The following is a 20138-nucleotide window of genomic DNA, read 5'->3' on the forward strand; positions in this document are numbered from 1 at the left end:
ATGGTCGATCCGGAACACGAAGGGACGCAGGGCGACGGCAGCGAACAATCCGACCTGCTCAAGCGCATCGTCTCACGGGACCGTAAGGACAGGATCAACGATGACACCACCACCGGCGCCTTCCCGGTGGTGCGCAAGCGCAAGCCGGCGAAAGCCATCTCTTCCAGGCGAACATCCTCGCTCAAGCGGCGACTCGCCACGGGAACGCTGGTCGCCGTACTGTGCGCCATGCTTTCCTATGGGTATGTCATCCAGATCAACAACAAGGACCTGACGTACGAGACCCTTACGGAGACGGAGCTGACACGCCTGATCAGCGAGACAAGCAACCAGGCGGATCGCCTTGAACAGCGCAAGGCCGAGCTCGACCGCCAGCTGCGGTCCCTGGAGGCTGCAGCGGACAAGGAGAAGGAAGCCGAGAACATCGCCAAGGAGAACGAGGAGACCAGCGGCATCCTGTCGGGCCGTCTGCCTGCCGAGGGCAAAGGAATCATCGTGCGCATTTCCAAGGGCAGCAAGGAGCCAGTGAATGCCTCCACCATGTTCAACCTCATCGAGGAGCTACGCAATGGGGGAGCCGAGGTCATGGCCATCAATGATGTGCGCGTGGTCACCTCCACCTACGTGAGCGACTCTTCGAACGGGTTGGTCTGTGACGGGCAGATCATGGAGCCGCCTTATGTGGTGCGTGCCATAGGCGACCCGACCAACCTGCAGAATGCAGTGAATATGGCCGGTGGTGTAGGCTCGCGACTGAAGGTGAAATTTGGTGCTAAAGTGACCGTAGATGTTTCCGACGAGGTCCGGATCACCCAGACCAAGGCGGTGCAGGAATACAAGTACGCAAAGATTGTAGAATGACAAGCATGACTGAACCAATTCCAAGTGCAGGGGAGACCACCATCATCGGCCTTCCCGCCATCCAGTTCCCCGTGACGTCGGCAGGGGATCGTCCGCTGACCCAGGAAGACCTGGAGACCATCACCCGTCTTTCCGACAACACCGCACTGCTCATCTCCACCCGCGGCGCCCTGTCCGGATCGCGATACCTGCTTGACGAGGACCAGGTCACGGTGGGTCGCGACCCACGTTCGGACATCCTCCTGGATGATTCCACCGTCTCGCGTGCCCATGCCGTGTTCCGCCGGGTCAACGGTCGCTATGAAGTGGTGGATGCCGGCAGCCTCAATGGAACCTATGTCAACCGGCAGCGGGTGGACCAGGCAGTGCTCAACAATGGCGACGAGATCATGATCGGCAAGTTCCGCCTCGTCTACTTCACGAAGTCAGCCATCCGTGCCCAATGAGGACGACGGCCCGCAATCGGCGTGACAATGGGGAAGTCCCGGCCATGTATGGCTATGTCGACGTTCCCCTGATTGCCGGTGACGACACCATGGTACAGGGGGAGCTCTTTCCCCTGACTGACATCGTGGAGCCGGTGCGCGGCTATCGGGGCACCGTGGCGTGCCGTGTGGCGGGGATCACCTATCGTCAGCTTGACTATTGGGCGCGCAAACGCATCGTGGTGCCTTCCATCAAGCCGTCCAACGGGTCGGGTTCCCGCCGGCTGTATTCCTTCAGGGATATCGTCACCCTTGCCGTGTCCAAGAAGCTCCTCGATATCGGGGTCCATCTGCAGCACGTGACCAACGCGGTGGAATACCTCATGGCGCAGCCGGACCACCGACTGTCCCACATGACCATCGTCTATGATGGCCAGGAAATCCATGAAGGAAACGTGGGGGAGGAGATGGCAAGGATGCTCAGCGAGGGAGACGCGGTTTTTGCGGTGTCGGTTGCTGCCATATGGGATGCTCTGGCCGTGCGGTGCAGCCACGAGGACCATGTGGAGCTCACCGATGGAATCGGCGTCCGGGGACATTCTCCGGACGGCCCGGCCGTGGGACGCAGGAGACCGGCGCCGAGGATGAGCCGCCTTGGCCGTGGGATGCAGGAGGCCGGCCACGAGGAAGGCGCCATGCAACCTGCCATGATCGGCAACGAATACCAAGGAGCGGATGAATGAACGCACTTCCGGCGATTCTCTGGGTCATCGGGGTGGCCGGCGCACTGATGGTGTGCGGCATCACACTGTGGCAAAGCCATTATTTCGACGGTCATGCCGGCCAGGTCCGCCCAGTGGCATGGTCCATGATCGGTGCCCATTTCGTCACTTTGGTCATGGTGGCGCTGCCATACCCGATCTACCTGGCCAACAAGGATGCCATCAGTGCACATTCACGCGCCCTGTACGAGCGCCTGGGCTGGCCGTCGGCCATCATCGCGGTCGTGCTGATCCTGGGAGAACTGGCACTGATGTACATGCAGGCACGCCGCGCCATGACGGCGCAGGAGCACCGTGGGCACCAGGATGCCGTTGCCGATGAATCCACGGGCGACAAGTGACGGGCCCAAAGACACCTGGGGAGTGTCCGCAGCGTCAAATCTGACATAACGTACATTATCGGATTATAGTGTACAGGGGCATCATTGTTGGAGAGGACCCGGAAGCCAAGGTTTCCGGGTCCTCTCCAACATGGTCCTCGGTGGCTCATGCAGCGAAGTATTCGTTTACTGCGGCATCCAATTCGCCGACGTGGTCGATGACACGATAGGCGCCATGCTCCACCAATTCGTTCGGCTCGGCATAGCCCCAGCCGCACCCAAGGCAATCCAGCCCGCAGGCCTTGGCGCCGTCGACATCCGTCCAACGATCACCGACCATGAGCGCTCGGTCGCCTTGCTCCGGGTCGAAGCCGATGCGATCGAAGGCGTACCGGATGACCGATTCCTTGTCCACCCGGGAGTTGTCCTCACTGGCACCGTACACGCCATCCACCAGTTCCGTCAGATGGAAATGGTCGCATACCGGCTTGGCCTGGTATTCAGGCTTGCACGTGGCCACTGCCAGGTAATATCCCTGCTTGCGGAGTTCTCCCAATTGTTCGGGAATGCCGGCATACAGCGTGTTGTACAGGCGTCCGGGAACCTTCTGGCCCGGATTGTTCGGGTCGTCGAACACCGCGGCGTCCCCGTAGTAATGGCGGTATACGTGTACCGCTTCCTCGAGCTTGTCCTCCGGAATATGGTTGAGCCGCATGGACTCGAAGATGGCGGGCCCGATGAAGCGCTGGAGCGCCGCGTCGTCCGGTACCGGCACGCCGACGGCCTCGAATGCCTTGATGACACACGCGATGATGCCCGGATCGGACTTGGTCAACGTGCCGTCAAGGTCCAGTAGCATCACGCGTTGGGGATGTTCCAAAGTCATGGGATCCTCTTCCCTATCGTCGGATCGTTCAAATCACTCGTAGTCCGGGAACCAGCCGTCACGATGCATCTGCAGACGCTTGTCCAGCAGCGTTTTGAGCTCATCCTCCGTGCGGCGTTCCATGAGCATGTCCCAATGGGTGCGTGTCGGCTTGGTGATCTCGTCAGTGCCGCCCTCGGCGTCGTTCTCCCGATGTGCGGTGGCGCCACAGCGGCATTCCCACTCGTTCGGGATCTCCGCCCCTTCCGCGAAAGGCAGGATGGTGCGGTGGTTCTTCGGACAGATGTAGGCGACTTCCGTGCGTGCCGCAAGATCGACATTGTTGTCGGATTCCAGAGATTTTGCGCCAATGCTCATGCCGCGCAGGCTACGTTCGGCCATGGTGTATGCCTCCCTTAAAACAAGAACTCTTCCAAGCTACAAAACAGTTCGGACGTGACGTTTATTCCGTGCGGATCGGTCAGTCGACTCCCGAATACGCCACGATGCCGCGGTTCACGCTGAGGAAGGCCTCATGGGCCCGCGCCGCCAGGCTGTCATGTCCAGCTCCCAGATAGGGTTCGGCGACTGCGATCTGCTGGAGGACATCGGCGAGACGCTTGGCGTTGCGGACGAAGTCGCCGCCCGTCATGTCGCTATGTTCGAGCACTTCGGCCAGTGAATCGCCATTTGTCCAGTCATGGATGACGTCGACGATGCCGAAATCGAGGGGCTGCAGCAGGCTGGTGATGCCAGAGGATTCACACAGCGCACGGATGTCCTCGTCCAGCTCCTGCATCTCCCGGGCCCGTTGCGCCAGTATGCCGTGCGGGCCGCCGGGATAGCGCCGGGGGGAACCCCCCTCGCCGCGTCGTGCCTCATAGAGCAACGATGAGATCAAGGCTGCGAGCTGTGCGGCGTCGAGATCGTCGAGAATGCCCATGGTGATTGCCTGGGCCAGCACCAGGTCACGTTCGCTGTACAGCCGGCGCAGGAGCTGGCCGTGCTCGGTCAGACGATAATCGAGCATGCCGTGGGTGTCATCCCTGACCAGGTAATCCAGCCGTTCGAGCACGCCGCAGATGCGGTCGAACTGGCGTGCAACCGAACCGGTCCTTGAATCCACACGCTCACGCAGGCGTTGGAGCTCCTTGGTCTCCCGGATCCAGCGATGTCCCCACTTCATGTGCTGCGCATAATCCGGACAGGACTTGGCAGGATGGTCGTGCTCCAAGGCCTTGAGCTTGGCGATACGGGCATCGAGTCGGCGGAATGCCCGTGACTTGTCCTCATTGGAAGCGAAATTCTCATGCTTGAGGCGCCTTCGCTCATTCTTCTGCAAATCGGACAATTCCATGCGGATGCGCAACAGCTCCGTGAAATCGCCATACTCGCAGTCCATGGCCTCCTCATAGCCTGCAATGGCCTTCTGCAGCGATTGGATACGCGCCTCGATCTGCCACATGGATTCGTTCGCCTCCCATTGGGCGAACGAATGGTCAAGCGTGGTGCGTGCCACCTCGTAGTCGCTGGTGCTCAACAAGTTGACGGCCATGTTGAAGGTCGGCTTGAAGCTGGAATGCAATGGGTAGACACGTCTGCTGGAAAGGGCGACTGCCGTGGTCGGCTTGAATCCCCGATGGTCCACGACGATGGCATTGCCGATGGTGTCGATGCCGCGTCGGCCGGCCCTGCCGGTCAATTGGGTGTACTCCCCCGGCGTCAGCGGCACTATGCCGGTACCGTCGTATTTCTCGAGCTTCTCGATGACCACGCTGCGTGCCGGCATGTTGATGCCCAAGGCCAGGGTCTCCGTGGCAAAGACCACCTTGACCAACCCCTCTTCGAACAGTCGTTCCACGATTTGCTTGAAGAGGGCGATCATGCCGGCGTGGTGGGCCGCGAATCCTTCCTCGAGTGCGTGGCGGAACTGGGTGAAGCGCAAGGTGTGCAGGTCATCGTGCGTCAGTTGTCCCGCGACCATGTCGTCCACGATCTGGCGGACGCGCAGGGCTTCGTCCTCCGTGGTAAGCCTCAGTCCGGCATCCAGGCATTGGTCGACCGCGTCATCACAGCCAGTCCGGGAGAAGATGAAATAGATGGCGGGAAGCATGTGCAGGAAGTTGAGCTCGTCGACCACCGCCCAGCGCTTGGGCAGGTATCGTTCCACACGGCGCGCTCCCCTGTCTGGCTGGCGGCCACGTCCATGACCTTGGTGACGTTTGCCGGATCGGCGCATCGCCGCATGGTCGAATTCCTCGAGGCGTGCGCCGAGGCGGGCGTTGGGTTTGCCGGTGGCCTGGCCATAGTCGTCATGGCGGTACAGCTCGAAGAGTTCGGGTTCGGTCCGCGGGTCCTTCTGCACCATGACGTACTGTTCCAGCGGCACGGGACGATGTTCCGACACGACCAGCCGTGTGTCGCCTCGCACCGAGCCGATCCATTCGGCGAAATCCTCCACGTTCGATACGGTTGCAGACAATCCGACGATCTTCACGGTCTTCGGCAGGTGGATGATGACCTCCTCCCAGACCGGCCCACGAAAACGGTCAGCCAGGTAATGCACCTCGTCGAGGACCACGTAACGCAGGGCCTCCAGGGTGCTTGAATGCTCATAAAGCATGTTGCGCAGCACCTCGGTGGTCATGACCACGATATCGGCTTCGGAGTTGATGGAGGTATCGCCGGTGAGCAGCCCTACCTTGTCGGGGCCATACAATTCCACCAAGTCATGGTATTTCTGGTTGCTCAGCGCCTTGATCGGCGTGGTGTAGAAGGCCTTTGCATCCTGCTGTTGCGCCAGATAGACCGCGAAGTCCGCCACGACGGTCTTGCCGGCGCCGGTCGGCGCGGCAACGAGTACGTTGGACCCGGACTCCAGTGCCTCGTTGGCCTCTTGCTGGAATGTATCGAGTTCGAAGGGAAGCGTCTGGGCGAACTTGGCCGCGATGGAGGAACGCCTCCGCTTGAGGCGTTCGAAATCGGCATAGCGCTGCGCGGGGGAACGCTGCTCGTTCTCCTCCCCCGCAGTCTTCGGGGCATGCTTGCGATGTCGTGTCATGTTGGTTTCTACCTTGTTCCTGCGGCTTGCCGCCGCTGATATGGAAAGTGGTTGGCCCCGTCCGGGCCAACCACTTTCGCGTTTACTCGTTGAAGTGCGACCAGTGCGCCCATTGTCGCGCATACCGGTCCTGGCGGCGTTCCCTCCGTTCCACCACCACGGCGTGTGCATCCGCATAGCGGTCGGCGGCGACACGCAGGGGCTCGGTGAAGATGGCCCGTTGCGTGTCCGAATCCGTCGGATAGTCACTGTGGGACATGGCATCGAGCCGCTCGGATATCCGGCGCCCGACCGGAGAGACGGTCTTCATGGCACGGATGCCGTGCAGGACGGCATAGACAACGCCGGCAACGAACATGGCAAGCATGAACAATGCCAAAACCAGCCAAACCCACCAGGGCATGGAATCACTCCCTTTCTTGGCGCAGGATCAGTCCTGCGGTTCCTCGCGGCCGACCGTCAGCTCGGAAACACTCAGTTCACGTTCCGCACGGGCCACCACCATGCTCCGCAGGGTCTCGGGAGCCACTGCCAGGATATGCCGCGCATGGGCGATGCAGAAGGCAACGAACCACGAGTCGGACTGTACGTACAGGTGCACCTTCTCCCCCTCGCCACAGGGTTCGACGTCCGCGTCGGGCAGCGTGCGGATGAACTGCAGGTGAGGCTGGTCCGTGATGAACACGGCGGGCGTGGCGGTGTCGATGACCCACTTGCGCAGTTCGCTGACAGACACGTCGGGAATGTCCAATGGCTTCACGGGACTGACGATGTCGGCCTTCTCGATGCGGGCGATACGGATGTTCTGCCAGATGCGCGGCTCGCCGGTCGCCTTGTTGAGCGTGGTATCCTTGTGCACGAATTCCTGCAGCTCCTCGGGGGCATACTCTGCGACGTCCGTCCACATGGCGGCATAATACACACCTTCGTCCGCATAGATCTTGGACGGTGCGACCAACCGGTGGAGCACACGTCCGGAACCATCCCGGTACTCCATGTTGAGCAACGCATGGTCGCTGATGGCCTTCTTGACGGTAGGCATGGAGTGCGGTTCAAGCTCGTATCCAGTCAAGCTCACCCATGGGGTCTCCCCCGGTGCCACATGCTTCACCAGACGCTGGTACAGGTCCTGTGCCTGCATACGCTGCTCCAACGGCAGAATCGAGGCGTGGGCCAGGTAGTTCACCGATGCGGTCAGCATGCTCATGTATTGCGGCGAGATGCCGGCCAAGCGCTCCAAGCCGAGCGAGTTCGTGGCGGACACGATCCCTTCGGCGTCGAGCAGTGACCAGTCAATGTCGAAGAATTGGCTTCCTGCCATTTCCCCGTCATCGGAGACGGTGGTGAGGGTGTTGATGTCCTTGTGGATGGTGGAGACATGCTTCTTCATCTCATCATCGTTCTTCGGCTTGCCGATGAAACGGGTCGCCAATTCAGGCAACGAATACTCCTCACCGAGATGTGCAGAGAGGAACAGCATGAGTCGCAGGCGGCGATCCACCTCGCTGCCTGTCTGGAAGGAGCTTTTCTTCTGGTGCCCCTTGCCGGACATCTCCTCATCTTCCTCGTCATCGGACTCAAGCGAGGTGGCAGCGACCTTCGCGGTCATCGGATTGAGTGAATCGTCGGCCAGCTGGAACTGCGTCGCGGCATGGAGGCGCCTGCGGAATGCGTCGACGGCTTCCGGCGGACTGACGATGGAGGAGTTCGGGTGCTCCAGGACGAACATGGCCAGGTCGTCGGCATCGCTGTAGGCGACATTGATGTGTTCGCCATCATCCACTGCGACGGTCGCAGCGAAACGGCGCGAATCCACTTCCCTGACCAGGTTCTCGGGGATGTGCTGCGTTCCCAGTCCCGGGGCAATCGAGTCAAGCCCTAGGCCCGGGATGGGCGTCTGGGGGACCCTCGGCGCAGTGCGTGAGATGTGCTGGGGCTGGGCGGGGGCCGAGGAAATCGACATGGAGCGGGCCAGGTAGTTCGCCGCCGCCAGTACGGGCATGTCCTCGGGGCGGAACCTCAGACGGATGCGAGGCTCGTCACCGAGCTGCAGACGATAGGAAGCGAAGTCCTGTCCCTCTGATTTCGAGGAATACTCGGGCTGGCGGGATTCGATGGCAATGCCCATGGCGGCGAGCTTGGCGCGGTCACGCTGGAATTGCTTCGCGAAAGCGGCCTTGGCCGCCTGGTCTGCAAGCTCCCCGTACGAGTCGGCGTACGCCTTGACACGTTGGGCGATCTGTCGCGATGTGAGCCATTGCGGAAAAGCGGACGACAATACTGCCAGCACATCGAGTTCATGCTTGCCCCACTTGTCCGAAAAGCGGCGCCTTCCGTTACTACCCTCTGCCATTAGTCCTCACGGTTCAATATCGTTGGTCCTAGGTGTGCATGGAGGCTCTCCCTGCACAGTTCATTGTTCCATGATAGATGGTTTTTGCGCGGTACATTGCCAAAAATCAAAAAAAATCTGATTTTCCCTGAACCGCGAACAACCTACATCCACTCGTCAGGCTCGATGCCTTGTGGTCCCACGTACTCTCCGTTCGGCACGTAATTCGGCTTTCCGGTGTCCTCCAGGACGGCGTGGCCGAACAGTGAGACATTGCGTCCGAAGGTCCAGTCCCCGGCCACGGTGAAGGAAGCGGCTGCCGCAATCGAAGGGACGCCATAGGGGAACCGCTCGTCGAAGTCGTGGATGTTCTTGTAGAAACGCTCATCCAGGGTAACTGTCGGGAAATGGTAGTCACCGTCCTCCATCTCGTAGGAATCGGTCAGGTGGAAACGATCCGAACGCATGATGAACAGGTCGTCGGTGGTTTTCACCGGCAGGAACCTCATGCGGTCGACCTCCACGCAGATGGCACCGTTGAACAGGCTCACGGCGGAACCCATGGCGGTCTCCAGTTGCAGGACCGGCGTCGAGGCCGGGTCGGTCGGGTCGACCGTCTTGTGGTTGCGGATCACCGGCAAGGGCAGGACCCCGTGGAAATCCTCGAGTTTCCTGCGCAATGCGTCGATGCGCACCCAGATGTTGTTGGTGTTGAAATACGGGTGTGCATGGATGTCCATGGCCGCCGCCCGGTCGTTGGGATGGACCTGCGTCATCTCACGCAGCATGAGGCGCCCGGTGGACTTGTCGCGGACGATATGGCCGCCCTTGCGGTCAGCCTCGGTGCGTTGGGCCACTTCGATCATGAACGGGGCGCCGGTGTTCTCGAAATGTTGCGCCAAGGTGCGCGAAGGACGCGCACCGAGATTGTCCGAATTGGAGATGAACAGATACTTGAACCCATGCTCCTCCAGGATGTCAAGCAGTCCCGATTCGTACAACGTGGAATACAGGTCGCCATGGCCCGGCGGACACCATTCGAGGGACGGGTCCTGCGGCCAGCTGACCGGTTCTCCGGTGGCCTCGTCAATCTTGGGTTCGACATGCTGGATGATCTCGACGGGGATGTCATCCTGAATGAAATGACGGTTCTTGGCCAGCACGGCCATGGTGTCCTGCGCTGTGCGGAAGGAATTCATGAGGGTCAGGGGAAGCGCGACCCCGAGCCTTTCCCGTGTGGTGATGACCTGGCCGAGGATGATGTCGATGAAACGCATCGGCTTGGCCTTGTGGCGCCGTACCGGCAGCAACGACTTGGCGCAGTCGAGGCCCATGGAGGTGCCCAGGCCCCCGTTGAGCTTGAGGAAGGCGGTCTTGGAGAAGGCGTCCACGGCCTTGTCGTGGTTGATGGTTTCGTAGACATCGTGGAAACTGGGGATGTCGGTGATGGGCTCCACGTCCTCCTCACGGACCCAGCTCGTGTCGTCCTCGTTGCGCCACACGTCGTACAGATGCCTGAATTGCGCAATGGCGGTGTCGCTCATGCCGGCGTCGCGCATCTTGTGCGCGGAACGCTCAAATTCGTCAGCCATGCGGATGTGTCCCTTTCTCATATGAGGCTTCATGCCGTAACCCAGTGTACGCCGTCCCGGGGCATGGCAGTGCGCAAACGGGACCGGCAAGTCCCCCATCGTGGGTCGGTTGCGTCGCCACGCCCCTGGATGAGGGACGAGAAATGGCGGAAACATACCGATTTTCGGCGCGACACGACGAGAGGATGCATTTTTCCCGGCCATCTGCTATATTCTTTTCTCGGTGTGAAAACACCGTTCGGACCATAGCGCAGTTTGGTAGCGCACTTGACTGGGGGTCAAGGGGTCGCGGGTTCAAATCCCGCTGGTCCGACCACAGGGAAATCGGGCTTCCCCGCCAAGGCGGGGAAGCCCGATTCATTATGCCAATGAATCACTTCCGCTTTTTCTTCTCCCGAACATTCACCGAGATCTGGATCGGAGAACCTTCGAAACCGAACTCCTCGCGCAGGGAACGCTCCAGGAAGCGCCTGTACCCATGCTCCAGGAAGCCGGTCGCGAAGATGACGAATCGCGGTGGCCGGCTCGATGCCTGGGTCGCGAAGAGGATCCGCGGTTGCTTGCCGCCACGCAAGGGGTGCGGGTGCGCGGCCTGGATCTTGCCCAGGAAGGCGTTGAGCTTGCCGGTCGGGATACGCGTGTCCCACGACTGCAAGGCAGTCTCCATCGCCTTGGCAAGGCGGTTCGTGTGCCAGCCGGTCTTGGCCGACAGGTTCACCCGCTGGGCCCAGGTCACCCGATCGAACTCGGTCTTCCACAGCCGTTCCATGCGTTGGCGATCGAACTCATCCATCAGGTCCCACTTGTTGAACACCAGTACCACGGCACGTCCTGCATCCACGGCCGTGCTCATCACCTTGAGATCCTGATCCGAAATCGGTACCGACGCATCGAACAGCACCAGGGCCAGTTCGGCGCGTTCGATGGCTGCCTGCGTGCGCAGGGACGAATAGTATTCCGCACCTGACAGCTTGTGCTGCCGACGTTTGATGCCTGCGGTATCGATGAACAGGTAATCCTGGCCATCGATGTCCACGATTTCGTCGACGGGATCACGCGTCGTGCCGGCCAGGTCATTGACCACTGCACGCTCCGCATGCGCCAGTTGATTGAGCAGCGAGGACTTGCCCACGTTCGGACGGCCCACCAAGGCCACACGACGCAAGCCATCCGGCGTCATGAACCCCGAGGTGTGCTCCGCATGCTCCAAGGCGTCCACGGCCGCGTCGAGCAGATCCCCCACGCCCCTGCCATGGAGAGCCGAAATCGGGTACGGCTCCCCCAGCCCCAGTTTCCAGAATTCGGAAGCCATGTACTCGCCAGCCTGGTCATCCGACTTGTTCACCGCCAGGACCACCGGTTTGCCGGCGGAACGCAGCATGCGTACGATGCGTTCGTCAGTGGCGGTCAGGCCTACCTGCCCATCCACCACGAACACCACCCCATCCGCCAGCTGCACCGCTATCTGGGCCTGCGAGGCGATGGCCGAGTCGATGCCTTCGACGTCTGCCTCCCAACCCCCGGTATCGACCAGCTTGAAATCCACGCCTGCCCATTCAGCATCGTAGCTCACCCGGTCGCGGGTGACGCCTGGAGTGTCCTCCACCACGGCTGCACGGCGTCCCAAGATACGGTTCACCAGAGTCGACTTGCCCACGTTCGGTCGTCCCACCACGGCCAGGACGCCGACCTGCTTGGGACCGGACAGACGCTCGGCATCCTGGAAAGAGGAGCCGTCGATCAGGGCCTCATCGGCCTCGTCCAGTTCATAGCCCTCGAGATTCGCGGCATATTCGGCATATTCTTTTTCCTCGATGGCGTCGTCCACCAATCCGATCATCACGTCGAGCGTCTGCTCGAACGTGAGCTCCGAGTTGTCGATCGTGGCCACACCGTCAGGAGCAACCATGAAATTGGTGACCTTCGCATCCAAGGCATCCCGCGCGGAGACATCCTCCGCGCCGGCCCTGCCTGCCTTCGCCTGACGCTCACGGCGTGCCTGGCGCACATCGTCACGGGCGGTCAGCAGGATGCGCACCTCGGCATTCGGGGCGACCACGTCCGTGATGTCACGCCCCTCCGCCACGATGCCCCTGCCTTCGGAGAAGGAATGCTCGGCGCACTCCTCGGCGATATATGCACGCTGCGCGGCAATCAACAGGTGCCGTACCGGGATGATTGATGAGACCACCGACACGTGCGAACTCACCTCACTCGAACGGATCGCCTCACTGATGTTCTCGTTGTCGCAGAACACGCGCTCGCTGTCCGGGGCGCCCGGATCGGTGTTGATGTCGAAATGCCCCTGCGTGAACAACTCGGCCACGGTCTCAGTGATGAGCCTTTCGTCGGGTTGTCCGGCATCCAGGTCGATGCCGCGGTGCATGCACCACCAGGTCGCGGCACGGTACATCGCGCCGGTGTCGAGGTATGCCAGTTCATAATACCGGGCCAGTGCCTTGGCCGTGGAGGACTTGCCCACGCCGGCGGGGCCGTCGATGGCGATGCGAATCACAGTCCCACCGCCTTCGACAGGGAACGGACCTCGGCCTGGGAAAGCACGCGGTAGGACCCCGGCTTGATGTCCCCCAGCTTGATGGGGCCGATCTGCGTACGGACCAGGCGCTTCACCGGGAACCCGATGGCGCCGAAGATGCGGCGCACGATGCGGTTCTTGCCGGAATGCAGGGTGACCTTGACGATGGTGGTGTCCCGGTTGGAATCGATGATCGAGCAGTGGTCGAGCTTGATCCATCCGTCGTCGAGCTGTACGCCGGTACGGATCAGGCGCCGGCACACTGTTCCGCTCATCTTGCCTTGCAAGGTGACGATGTAGGTCTTCTCCACTTCGTACCTCGGATGCATGACGTGCTGTGAGAGCTCCCCGTCATTGGTCATGAGGATCAGGCCCTCCGATTCATAGTCGAGTCGCCCCATGTGGAAGATGCGCTCGTACTTGTCGCCGACGATGTCCCGGAGGGTGAACCTCCCCTTGGGATCCTCCATGGCGGAGAGCACCTTGCGGGGCTTGTTGAGTGCCAACGTGACATGGTTCGGGTTCAGGCGGATGCGCGAACCGTCCACACGCACCTCCTGGGTCTTGGGATCGACTCGTGTGCCGAGGGTGGTGACCAATTCGCCATTGACCTCCACACGGCCGTCCGTGATCATTTCCTCGCATTTGCGGCGGGAACCGAATCCCGCCTGCGCCAGCAGTTTCTGCAGGCGGATTCCTTCGTCAGACGTCTCGTGCGTCTTCTTGGCTTGGCTGTATGCGTGTGGCATCGTTCTCCCAACGTGGCCGTAGTGATGTATCCAAAACGGGGACACATGCCCGTGCCGCTGCCGCCTGGCAGTGGCACGGGCATGTGACCACTTCCTAGTATTGTACAGCGTGACCGTCGAACATGCGGTCCTCCATGGGGTGACCCGTGGGAATACGAGGACAAGTCAAAGGAAAAACATGACTGCTGTTGAGACCAACGCAACGCCGTCCACCAAGCCGGCGCACGGCTTGTGGGCGCGCCTGGGGGCCGAATTCGTGGGAAGCCTGTTCATCTGCTTCGCCATCTACATCATGAGCACCTTCGGAACGCTCTTCTTTTCCGTGAACCTCGCCTATCTTGCGCTGGGCGCAGGTGTGGTGTACGCGGCCGTGACGGCCATCTTCGGCAAGATCTCGGGCGGACAGTTCAACCCGGCCGTGACCGTGGCCGCCATGCTCACTTCCAAGACCAAGGTGCTGGAGGGCTTTGGCTACATCGTGGCCCAGGTGCTTGGCGCGATCTGCGCCGGCGGCCTGCTGTCCTTCATGTTGCCGACCGCTGACGCGGTGCCTTCCAGCCAATGGTACATGCTCGCCGTCAATGGCTTCGATCAGGGCTCCCTGTCGTACATGTACCTCAACCAGTACGGCATGACCTATGGCATCGCCATGGCCATCATCATCGAGCTCATCGCCTCCGCGATCGTGGTCGCTGCGGCACTGCAGTCGATGAAGGGAGACGGGTCCCCCACCCGTTCACATACGGTGACCATGGGCCTTGCCTATGCGGCCGCCACGGCCATGGCCTTCCCGGTGACCAATGGTGCGGTCAACCCTATCCGTGCGACCGGCATTGCGATCTTCGCCCAGGGCAAGGGGCTGGAGGTCGAGCCGCTCGCCCAGCTCTGGGTGTTCTGGGTGAGCTCCATCCTGGCTGCTGCACTGGTCGCCTTGGTGATCATCGTGGCACAGCTGCTCGCCTCCAACAAGGACGAGGGCGAGACGAGCGATGTGGCCGAGGCCGCCATGCTGGAAGACGGCATGGACGGCCGGGACGTCCCGGATGGCAATGAGACCCTGATGGCCGTGGAATACAGCGATGGTTCCTCGCACTCAGTGGTCGAGCAGGAGGATGCCGACGTAGAGCATCAGGAGTAGGACGCCGATTCCGATGCCGCATGCGGCATCGAATGCGCACGACCTGACCTTCCAGGGGCTTGCGTCCTTCAGGACAATCCGGATTGCCCCGCTGCCGATGGCCGCCACAGCCAACATGACCGTGGCGGCCATCGTGCATCCAAGGAAGGCGATGAGCGCACTGGCGGCGGTGACGGCCGCAACGGTCCACTCGAACCAAGGTCTTCCCTCCCGACGCTCGGACACGAATGGGTGACGGTTCGACATGGCTGCTCCTTGGTTCGGCATGGTCAGCAGGCGAATCCCACTGAGTCCTTTTCCCAGCATAGGACGGGGGCTCCCTCCCGCCAACCATATCATATGGTTGGCGGGAGGGAGCCCCCGTCCTATGCTGGGAAAAGGACTCAGTGGAAGAAATGGCGTGTGCCGGTCACGTACATGGTGACGTTGGCCTTGCGGGCTGCCTCGAACACTTCCTCGTCACGGATGGAACCGCCGGGCTGGACGATGGCCTTCACCCCGGCATCAATCAGGATTTCCGCGCCATCCGCGAAGGGGAAGAAGGCGTCGGAGGCAGCCACGGCACCTTCGGTGCGGTTCCTGCAGTCATCGAGCGTGTTGGCCCGCTCCACTGCAAGGTTCGCGGAGTCTACGCGATTGACCTGCCCCATGCCGATGCCGACAGTCGCCATGTCGCGTGCCAGGAGGATGGCATTGGATTTCACGCAACGGATGGCACGCCAGGCGAACTCCAATTCCCTGAGCGTGTCCTCATCGGCGGCCTCGCCTGCCACGAGCTGCCACGCAGACGGACTATCCCCCGGTGCATCGATCAGGTCAGTGGACTGTACCAGCAAGCCTCCATTGATCTGGCGCAGTTGCATCCTGCTGTGGGGCGGTTCGTTCACCTTGAGGATACGCAGGTTCTTCTTGTGTGCCTTGAGAAAGTCCACGGCTTCCGGCTCATAGTCGGGCGCCACGATGACTTCCGTGAAGATGTGATGGATGTTCTGCGCCAGTTCGAGGGTCACGGTGTCGTTAGAGGCGATGACACCACCGTACGCACTGACCGGGTCGCAGGCATGTGCCTTGCGGTGGGCTTCGGCCACGGTGGCCCCGACCGCAAGGCCGCAGGGATTGTTGTGCTTGACGACGGCCACCGCAATCTGCGGGGCGAAATCCCAGACCGCGCGCCATGCGGCATCCGCATCGACATAGTTGTTGTAGCTCATCGGCTTGCCGCCCAGCTGCTCCGCATTGGCGAATCCATAGGCGTCCAACGGGTCGACGTAGAGCGCGGCGTCCTGATGGGGGTTCTCGCCGTAACGCAGTACGTTGCCACGGTTCCAGGTACGGGTGAGAACGTTCGGGAATGCCGTCCCAGGAGCGTCCCCGGCGTCCCGGGCGATGGAGTCCGGTCTGGCCCAGTGTGCCGCCGTCCATTCGCCGATGGTGGCGTCGTAGGCTGCGGTGTGGGCAAAGGCCTTGCCGGCAAGCCAGCGGCGTTCCTCGAGCGAGAATCCCGTGCCGTCTTCGATGCGCCGTGCAACCAGGGCATAGTCGTCGGGGTCGGTGATGACGGCGACGGTGGAGCTGTTCTTGGCGGCGCCACGCACCATGGAGGGTCCCCCGATGTCGATCTTCTCGATCACTGCATCCTCGTCGGCCCCCGAACGCACCGTGTCGGCGAAGGGATACAGGTTCACGACCACCAGGTCGAAGGGTTCGATGCCAAACTCCTTGAGCTGACGTGCATGGTCGGGATTGGCCATATCGGCGAGGATTCCGGCATGGATGTGCGGGTCGAGCGTCTTGACACGGCCATCGAGGCATTCCGGGAAGCCAGTCACTTGGGATACTTCCGTGACTTTGACACCGAGTTTCGCCAGCCTGGCAGCCGTCGAACCGGTGGACACCACTTCGGTACCGGCAGCGATGAATGCATCAGCGAGGGTTTCGATGCCTTCTTTATGGAAGACGGACACCAAGGCCCGTCGTATGGGTCGATTCGTCGTCACCTTGCTTCTCCTTTGGTTGTGGGGTGGAATTCACCGTTCGTGGGGTGAACCCCTGCTTCTCTTCCTGGTTCGCATCCGTATGGATGGCGGATGCGGACGACTCTTGGGCATGGCGGTGCGTGGCCTGCCGTATGGCATAGATGGCCACGGCAAGCACCAGCACGATGCCCCAGGCGACGCACAATCCCAGTGCGCTTGGCCGTGATACGACGTTGGATGCGGCGGCGACATCGACGCCCACGGATGCAAGGCGCCCCTGCCCCAGGTCGCCGTCCGAGCAGAGGAAGAGCAGGGTCATGATGACGGACAACACCGCCGATGCGATGCAGAACGCGCCGGCAGGGTAGGTGAATTTCAGGAGAAGGGTGCGCCAGCTCAAGGTGTCAGTATCCCAAGGTCGCAGTCCGAAGCCTCGTTTGCGCAACAATGAGACCATGCCGGTCAGGAGACCCATCGCGAAGGGAATGACCATGAGCATGGAGGCGATTCGCACGTCGACGGTGTCGTGCGGGAACACCTCCAGGATGGGAAGGGACGGAAGCGCATGGCGCTGCACCGCCACGAGGGAATAGGAGGCTGCCTGCCCTATGTGGAAGGTGCCTCCGAAAAGCCATGCCATGCCCCACAGGACAAGGTTCGGCAACCATGCCAGGGATATGATGACCATGACGGCGACCGATCCGTGTTGCATGTGCAGCGTGGCACACATGTCAGCGACCTGCCGATGGTTCGCAATCACCCACGAGATGACCGCCCCCAGACCGCAGCACGACAGGACGGCCGCCAGCCACATCGCCATGCGCACGCCGCAGGTGCAGGCATGGAAGACAGGGACCGATACGTGATGATGAAGGTATTCCACCGCTTCGTCGTACCATGATGCGTGGCGGACCGTCGCCCACAGGAAGCCCAGCGTAAAGACCGCTGCAGCCTTGATCAGGACGACATGGGTGTCATCTTGCAGCTGCATGCCGTTCGCATGCAGACACAGGGCATTCAATGCCACCCAGACCAACACGGCCAGCGGGTAGGTGCGTCCCCGTACCCTGAACCTTACGCAAATGGCCCGGATGAGCATGACGAGCAACATGGTCAGCAACAGGGGCGTAATGGTCACGGTGACCGAACCTGACCGGAACCCGGCCCCTTGACTCAGGAGCACCAGGGACTCGGTCAGGGGCACCGCCAGGCCGGTGGATATGGCGCCACCCTCTTCCATGGCCACCACCAGCAGCACCAAGGCCATGAACAAACCGAGGGGTACTGCGAAGATGCACATCGCGACCGCAGGGGCCGCGGCTCCCTTGGCCCATAGGATGAGACGACGATCCATTGCAATCCCGGCTACAGTGTCGACAAGGTCTCACGCATGAACCGGGCAGCCTCCGACGGTGTTCTTCCGACGCGGATACCCACCGCCTCGAGGGCTTCCTTCTTGTCCCGGGCGGTTCCCTTGCCTCCCGAGACGATGGCCCCGGCGTGGCCCATCTGCTTGCCTTCGGGCGCCGTGAAGCCCGCGATGTAGGCCACGACGGGCTTGGTCATGTGCTCGGCGGCCCAACGGGCAGCGTCCTGCTCGGCACTTCCGCCGATCTCACCGATCATCATGACGGCCTTGGTGTGCGGGTCTGCCTCGAAGACCTCCAACGCATCCTGCAGGGTGGTGCCCACGATGGGATCGCCGCCCGCGCCGAGACATGCAGTGAAGCCGATGTCAGCCAGCTCGCCCATGAGCTGATAGGTCAGGGTACCCGACTTCGAGACCAGTCCCAAGGGACCACGCGAAACGATGCCGTCGGGGATGATGCCGAGATTGCAGCCGCGGGAATGGCCTTCATCGGGCAACGTCATCAAGCCGGGGCAGTTCGGACCCACGATGCGCACGTGGTGTCGTTGGGCCAATTCCACGAAATAGGCGCTGTCTGCCACGGGAATGCCTTCCGTGATGACCACGACCAAGCCGAGGCCGGAGTCAACGGCCTCCACCACGGCATCCTTCGCGAAGCGCGGTGGAACGAACACCACGCTGGCCACCGCGCCGGTTGTCGCCACTGCGTCCTGGCATGTCGCGAATACGGGAACATCCACCGTCTGGCCATCCACCTCGAAGGCCACTTGCGTACCGGCCTTGCGCGGGTTGACGCCGCCTACGATGTTGGTGCCTGCCCTGAGCATGCGTGCAGTATGCGTCATGCCCTGGTGTCCGGTCATGCCCTGGACGATGACCGGAGCACCGTCCTCGATGAATGCACTCACTTGCTCGACTCCTTATCTTGAGCGGCGAGCCGGGCGGCCTGGGCCGCCGCCTGCTCCATGGTCCGTGCCATGTGGATGTTGGAACGATGTGCCTCTTCGAGGATGCGCAGCCCCTCGGGAGCGGCATTGCCGTCGAACCTCACGACGATGGGCTTGTCGATGCCCAGTTCGTCCATGGCCTCGAGGATTCCCAATGCCACCTGCTCGCAGGAGGTGATGCCTCCATACACATTGATGAAGACCGAGGCCACCTGCGGGTCGGACAGCACGATTTCCAGGCTGCGGCACATCGCTTCGGCATCGGCACCACCGCCGATGTCGAGGAAATTGGCTGGCTGGATGCCGGTCCCCTGGTCCTGGCCGGCAAAGGAGACTGCGTCGAGCGAGCTCATGACGAGTCCTGCACCATTGCCGATGACACCGACCTGACCGTTGAGGTGGACATAATGCAATCCCAATTCGCGGGCTTTTACCTCATAGGGATCCGCATCACGCGCGGTCGCGAACCTTTTCCACCCATCATGTCGGTATGCGGCATTGTCGTCGAGGGAGATCTTCGCATCGAGTGCACACAGGGACTTAGATCCCTCATCATCGGGGTCGCCGACCTTGGCCAGCGGATTGATCTCCACGAGCGTCGCATCGTTCTCCTTGAAGCAGCGCCACATGCGCAACAGGATCTGTGCGGCCTGGTCGACGTCGGCGTGGTAGAAGCCGATGCTCCGTGCCATTCGGGTGGCGGCCTCAAGGTCGAAGTCCTCGAGTGCGCCGATGTGCAGGCGCTTGACGGATTCTGGATGCTCCCTTGCGATTTCCTCGACCTCGGTACCCCCGGAGGCCGTGGCAAGCACGTCGAAGTCCCGGGATGCCCTGTCCACGGAAATGGAGACGTAGTACTCATGGAGGATGTTGCGTGCCTCGGCGACCAGGACACCATTGACACGGTGGCCGTGGATCGTCATGGGCAGGATATCCGCCGCCGCGGTCACGGCAGCATTCCGGTCCTGGGCGATTCGCACCCCTCCGGCCTGTCCGCGATGGCCGATCTTCACCTGCGCCTTGACGACCACGGGCATCCCTATGGTCTCGGCTGCCTGGGCCACCTGTCCCTCATCCTCCACGAACAGTGCCCTTGGCGTATCGATTCCCTGCTCTTCAAGCAGTTCCCGGGCCTGATACTCGTATAGATCCATGAATCCCTCTCCATCAATGCTTGTATTCGAA

At 61.6% G+C, this 20138-nt stretch carries 17 protein-coding genes, 1 tRNA gene and 2 pseudogenes; 6 read left to right on the forward strand and 14 right to left on the reverse strand.

Annotated features, from left to right (window positions below; genetic code table 11):
* From BCUN_RS06575 to BCUN_RS06590, 4 genes are read left to right on the forward strand one after another with little or no spacing between them, the layout of a single operon-like run.
* Positions 1 to 861 (forward strand): DUF881 domain-containing protein, encoded by an 861-nt coding sequence (locus BCUN_RS06575; RefSeq protein WP_051920885.1) that lies wholly within the window; start codon positions 1 to 3, stop codon positions 859 to 861.
* Positions 862 to 866: 5 nt separating this feature from the next.
* Positions 867 to 1307: an FHA domain-containing protein gene (locus BCUN_RS06580; protein WP_033515907.1), complete on the forward strand. Its 441-nt coding sequence runs from the start codon at positions 867 to 869 to the stop codon at positions 1305 to 1307.
* Positions 1308 to 1351: 44 nt separating this feature from the next.
* Complete coding sequence (locus tag BCUN_RS06585) at positions 1352 to 2029, forward strand: MerR family transcriptional regulator (RefSeq protein ID WP_051920886.1); 678 nt, start codon at positions 1352 to 1354, stop codon at positions 2027 to 2029.
* A complete protein-coding gene (locus tag BCUN_RS06590; RefSeq protein WP_033515909.1) occupies positions 2026 to 2409 on the forward strand; it encodes a hypothetical protein in 384 nt (127 codons plus the stop codon). Before BCUN_RS06585 ends, BCUN_RS06590 begins: the two co-directional genes overlap by 4 nt.
* A 145-nt stretch (positions 2410 to 2554) precedes the next feature.
* Here the strand turns inward: BCUN_RS06590 and BCUN_RS06595 are convergent, their stop codons facing one another.
* The 7 genes and pseudogenes from BCUN_RS06595 to BCUN_RS06620 form a co-directional block, all read right to left on the reverse strand.
* Positions 2555 to 3274 carry an HAD hydrolase-like protein gene (locus BCUN_RS06595; RefSeq protein ID WP_033515911.1) on the reverse strand — a complete coding sequence of 240 codons (720 nt, stop codon included), beginning with the start codon at positions 3272 to 3274 and terminating at the stop codon, positions 2555 to 2557.
* Between the two features lie 33 nt (positions 3275 to 3307).
* A complete protein-coding gene (locus BCUN_RS06600) occupies positions 3308 to 3655 on the reverse strand; it encodes an RNA polymerase-binding protein RbpA (RefSeq protein WP_033515913.1) in 348 nt (115 codons plus the stop codon).
* A 79-nt stretch (positions 3656 to 3734) separates the two neighbouring features.
* Positions 3735 to 6314 carry a DEAD/DEAH box helicase gene (locus tag BCUN_RS06605; protein WP_033515916.1) on the reverse strand — a complete coding sequence of 860 codons (2580 nt, stop codon included), beginning with the start codon at positions 6312 to 6314 and terminating at the stop codon, positions 3735 to 3737.
* An 82-nt stretch (positions 6315 to 6396) separates the two neighbouring features.
* Entirely contained in the window at positions 6397 to 6717 is a 321-nt protein-coding gene (locus BCUN_RS06610) for a hypothetical protein (protein ID WP_033515918.1), read from the reverse strand.
* A 27-nt stretch (positions 6718 to 6744) separates the two neighbouring features.
* Positions 6745 to 7929: pseudogene (locus BCUN_RS13035) on the reverse strand (helix-turn-helix transcriptional regulator); the annotation flags it as partial.
* Positions 7929 to 8667: pseudogene (locus BCUN_RS13040) on the reverse strand (helix-turn-helix transcriptional regulator); the annotation flags it as partial. The pseudogenes BCUN_RS13040 and BCUN_RS13035, both read right to left, overlap by 1 nt.
* Before the next feature lie 143 nt (positions 8668 to 8810).
* Positions 8811 to 10238: a UTP--glucose-1-phosphate uridylyltransferase gene (locus tag BCUN_RS06620; RefSeq protein WP_033515923.1), complete on the reverse strand. Its 1428-nt coding sequence runs from the start codon at positions 10236 to 10238 to the stop codon at positions 8811 to 8813.
* 239 nt (positions 10239 to 10477) lie between these two features.
* Between BCUN_RS06620 and BCUN_RS06625 the strand changes: the two genes are divergently transcribed.
* Positions 10478 to 10554, forward strand: a tRNA-Pro gene (locus tag BCUN_RS06625).
* Positions 10555 to 10611: 57 nt separating this feature from the next.
* Here BCUN_RS06625 and der read toward each other — a convergent pair.
* Complete coding sequence (gene der, locus BCUN_RS06630) at positions 10612 to 12753, reverse strand: bifunctional cytidylate kinase/GTPase Der (protein ID WP_033515925.1); 2142 nt, start codon at positions 12751 to 12753, stop codon at positions 10612 to 10614.
* Positions 12750 to 13523, reverse strand: coding sequence for a pseudouridine synthase (locus BCUN_RS06635; RefSeq protein ID WP_033515927.1), 774 nt, complete (start codon positions 13521 to 13523; stop codon positions 12750 to 12752). The genes der and BCUN_RS06635 overlap by 4 nt, the downstream gene beginning before the upstream one ends.
* A 178-nt stretch (positions 13524 to 13701) precedes the next feature.
* Between BCUN_RS06635 and BCUN_RS06640 the strand changes: the two genes are divergently transcribed.
* Complete coding sequence (locus BCUN_RS06640) at positions 13702 to 14661, forward strand: MIP/aquaporin family protein (RefSeq protein ID WP_051920887.1); 960 nt, start codon at positions 13702 to 13704, stop codon at positions 14659 to 14661.
* Here the strand turns inward: BCUN_RS06640 and BCUN_RS06645 are convergent.
* From BCUN_RS06645 to sucC, 5 genes are all read right to left on the reverse strand, one after another.
* On the reverse strand, positions 14617 to 14907 hold the full coding sequence (locus BCUN_RS06645; protein ID WP_033515929.1) for a hypothetical protein: 291 nt from the start codon (positions 14905 to 14907) through the stop codon (positions 14617 to 14619). The genes BCUN_RS06640 and BCUN_RS06645 overlap by 45 nt on opposite strands.
* A 137-nt stretch (positions 14908 to 15044) precedes the next feature.
* Positions 15045 to 16658 (reverse strand): bifunctional phosphoribosylaminoimidazolecarboxamide formyltransferase/IMP cyclohydrolase, encoded by a 1614-nt coding sequence (gene purH / locus BCUN_RS06650; protein WP_033515931.1) that lies wholly within the window; start codon positions 16656 to 16658, stop codon positions 15045 to 15047.
* Entirely contained in the window at positions 16609 to 17991 is a 1383-nt protein-coding gene (locus tag BCUN_RS06655; protein WP_033515933.1) for a cell division protein PerM, read from the reverse strand. Before BCUN_RS06655 ends, purH begins: the two co-directional genes overlap by 50 nt.
* Positions 17992 to 18002: 11 nt before the next feature.
* Entirely contained in the window at positions 18003 to 18914 is a 912-nt protein-coding gene (gene sucD, locus BCUN_RS06660; protein ID WP_033515935.1) for a succinate--CoA ligase subunit alpha, read from the reverse strand.
* Positions 18911 to 20107, reverse strand: a complete 1197-nt coding sequence (sucC, locus tag BCUN_RS06665; protein WP_033515937.1) for an ADP-forming succinate--CoA ligase subunit beta — start codon at positions 20105 to 20107, stop codon at positions 18911 to 18913. Before sucC ends, sucD begins: the two co-directional genes overlap by 4 nt.
* Positions 20108 to 20138 lie beyond the last annotated feature (31 nt).

This window comes from Bifidobacterium cuniculi (assembly GCF_000741575.1).
Taxonomy (GTDB): domain Bacteria; phylum Actinomycetota; class Actinomycetes; order Actinomycetales; family Bifidobacteriaceae; genus Bifidobacterium; species Bifidobacterium cuniculi.

Bases quoted from the DNA above. Each gene is read 5' to 3' on its own strand.
- BCUN_RS06575 (WP_051920885.1), top strand. From the start codon at position 1: ATGGTCGATCCGGAACACGAAGGGACGCAGGGCGACGGCAGCGAACAA.
- BCUN_RS06580 (WP_033515907.1), top strand. From the start codon at position 867: ATGACTGAACCAATTCCAAGTGCAGGGGAGACCACCATCATCGGCCTT.
- BCUN_RS06585 (WP_051920886.1), top strand. From the start codon at position 1,352: ATGTATGGCTATGTCGACGTTCCCCTGATTGCCGGTGACGACACCATG.
- BCUN_RS06590 (WP_033515909.1), top strand. From the start codon at position 2,026: ATGAACGCACTTCCGGCGATTCTCTGGGTCATCGGGGTGGCCGGCGCA.
- BCUN_RS06595 (WP_033515911.1), bottom strand. From the start codon at position 3,274: ATGACTTTGGAACATCCCCAACGCGTGATGCTACTGGACCTTGACGGC.
- BCUN_RS06600 (WP_033515913.1), bottom strand. From the start codon at position 3,655: ATGGCCGAACGTAGCCTGCGCGGCATGAGCATTGGCGCAAAATCTCTG.
- BCUN_RS06605 (WP_033515916.1), bottom strand. From the start codon at position 6,314: ATGACACGACATCGCAAGCATGCCCCGAAGACTGCGGGGGAGGAGAAC.
- BCUN_RS06610 (WP_033515918.1), bottom strand. From the start codon at position 6,717: ATGCCCTGGTGGGTTTGGCTGGTTTTGGCATTGTTCATGCTTGCCATG.
- BCUN_RS06620 (WP_033515923.1), bottom strand. From the start codon at position 10,238: ATGGCTGACGAATTTGAGCGTTCCGCGCACAAGATGCGCGACGCCGGC.
- BCUN_RS06635 (WP_033515927.1), bottom strand. From the start codon at position 13,523: ATGCCACACGCATACAGCCAAGCCAAGAAGACGCACGAGACGTCTGAC.
- BCUN_RS06640 (WP_051920887.1), top strand. From the start codon at position 13,702: ATGACTGCTGTTGAGACCAACGCAACGCCGTCCACCAAGCCGGCGCAC.
- BCUN_RS06645 (WP_033515929.1), bottom strand. From the start codon at position 14,907: ATGTCGAACCGTCACCCATTCGTGTCCGAGCGTCGGGAGGGAAGACCT.
- BCUN_RS06655 (WP_033515933.1), bottom strand. From the start codon at position 17,991: ATGGATCGTCGTCTCATCCTATGGGCCAAGGGAGCCGCGGCCCCTGCG.
- sucC (WP_033515937.1), bottom strand. From the start codon at position 20,107: ATGGATCTATACGAGTATCAGGCCCGGGAACTGCTTGAAGAGCAGGGA.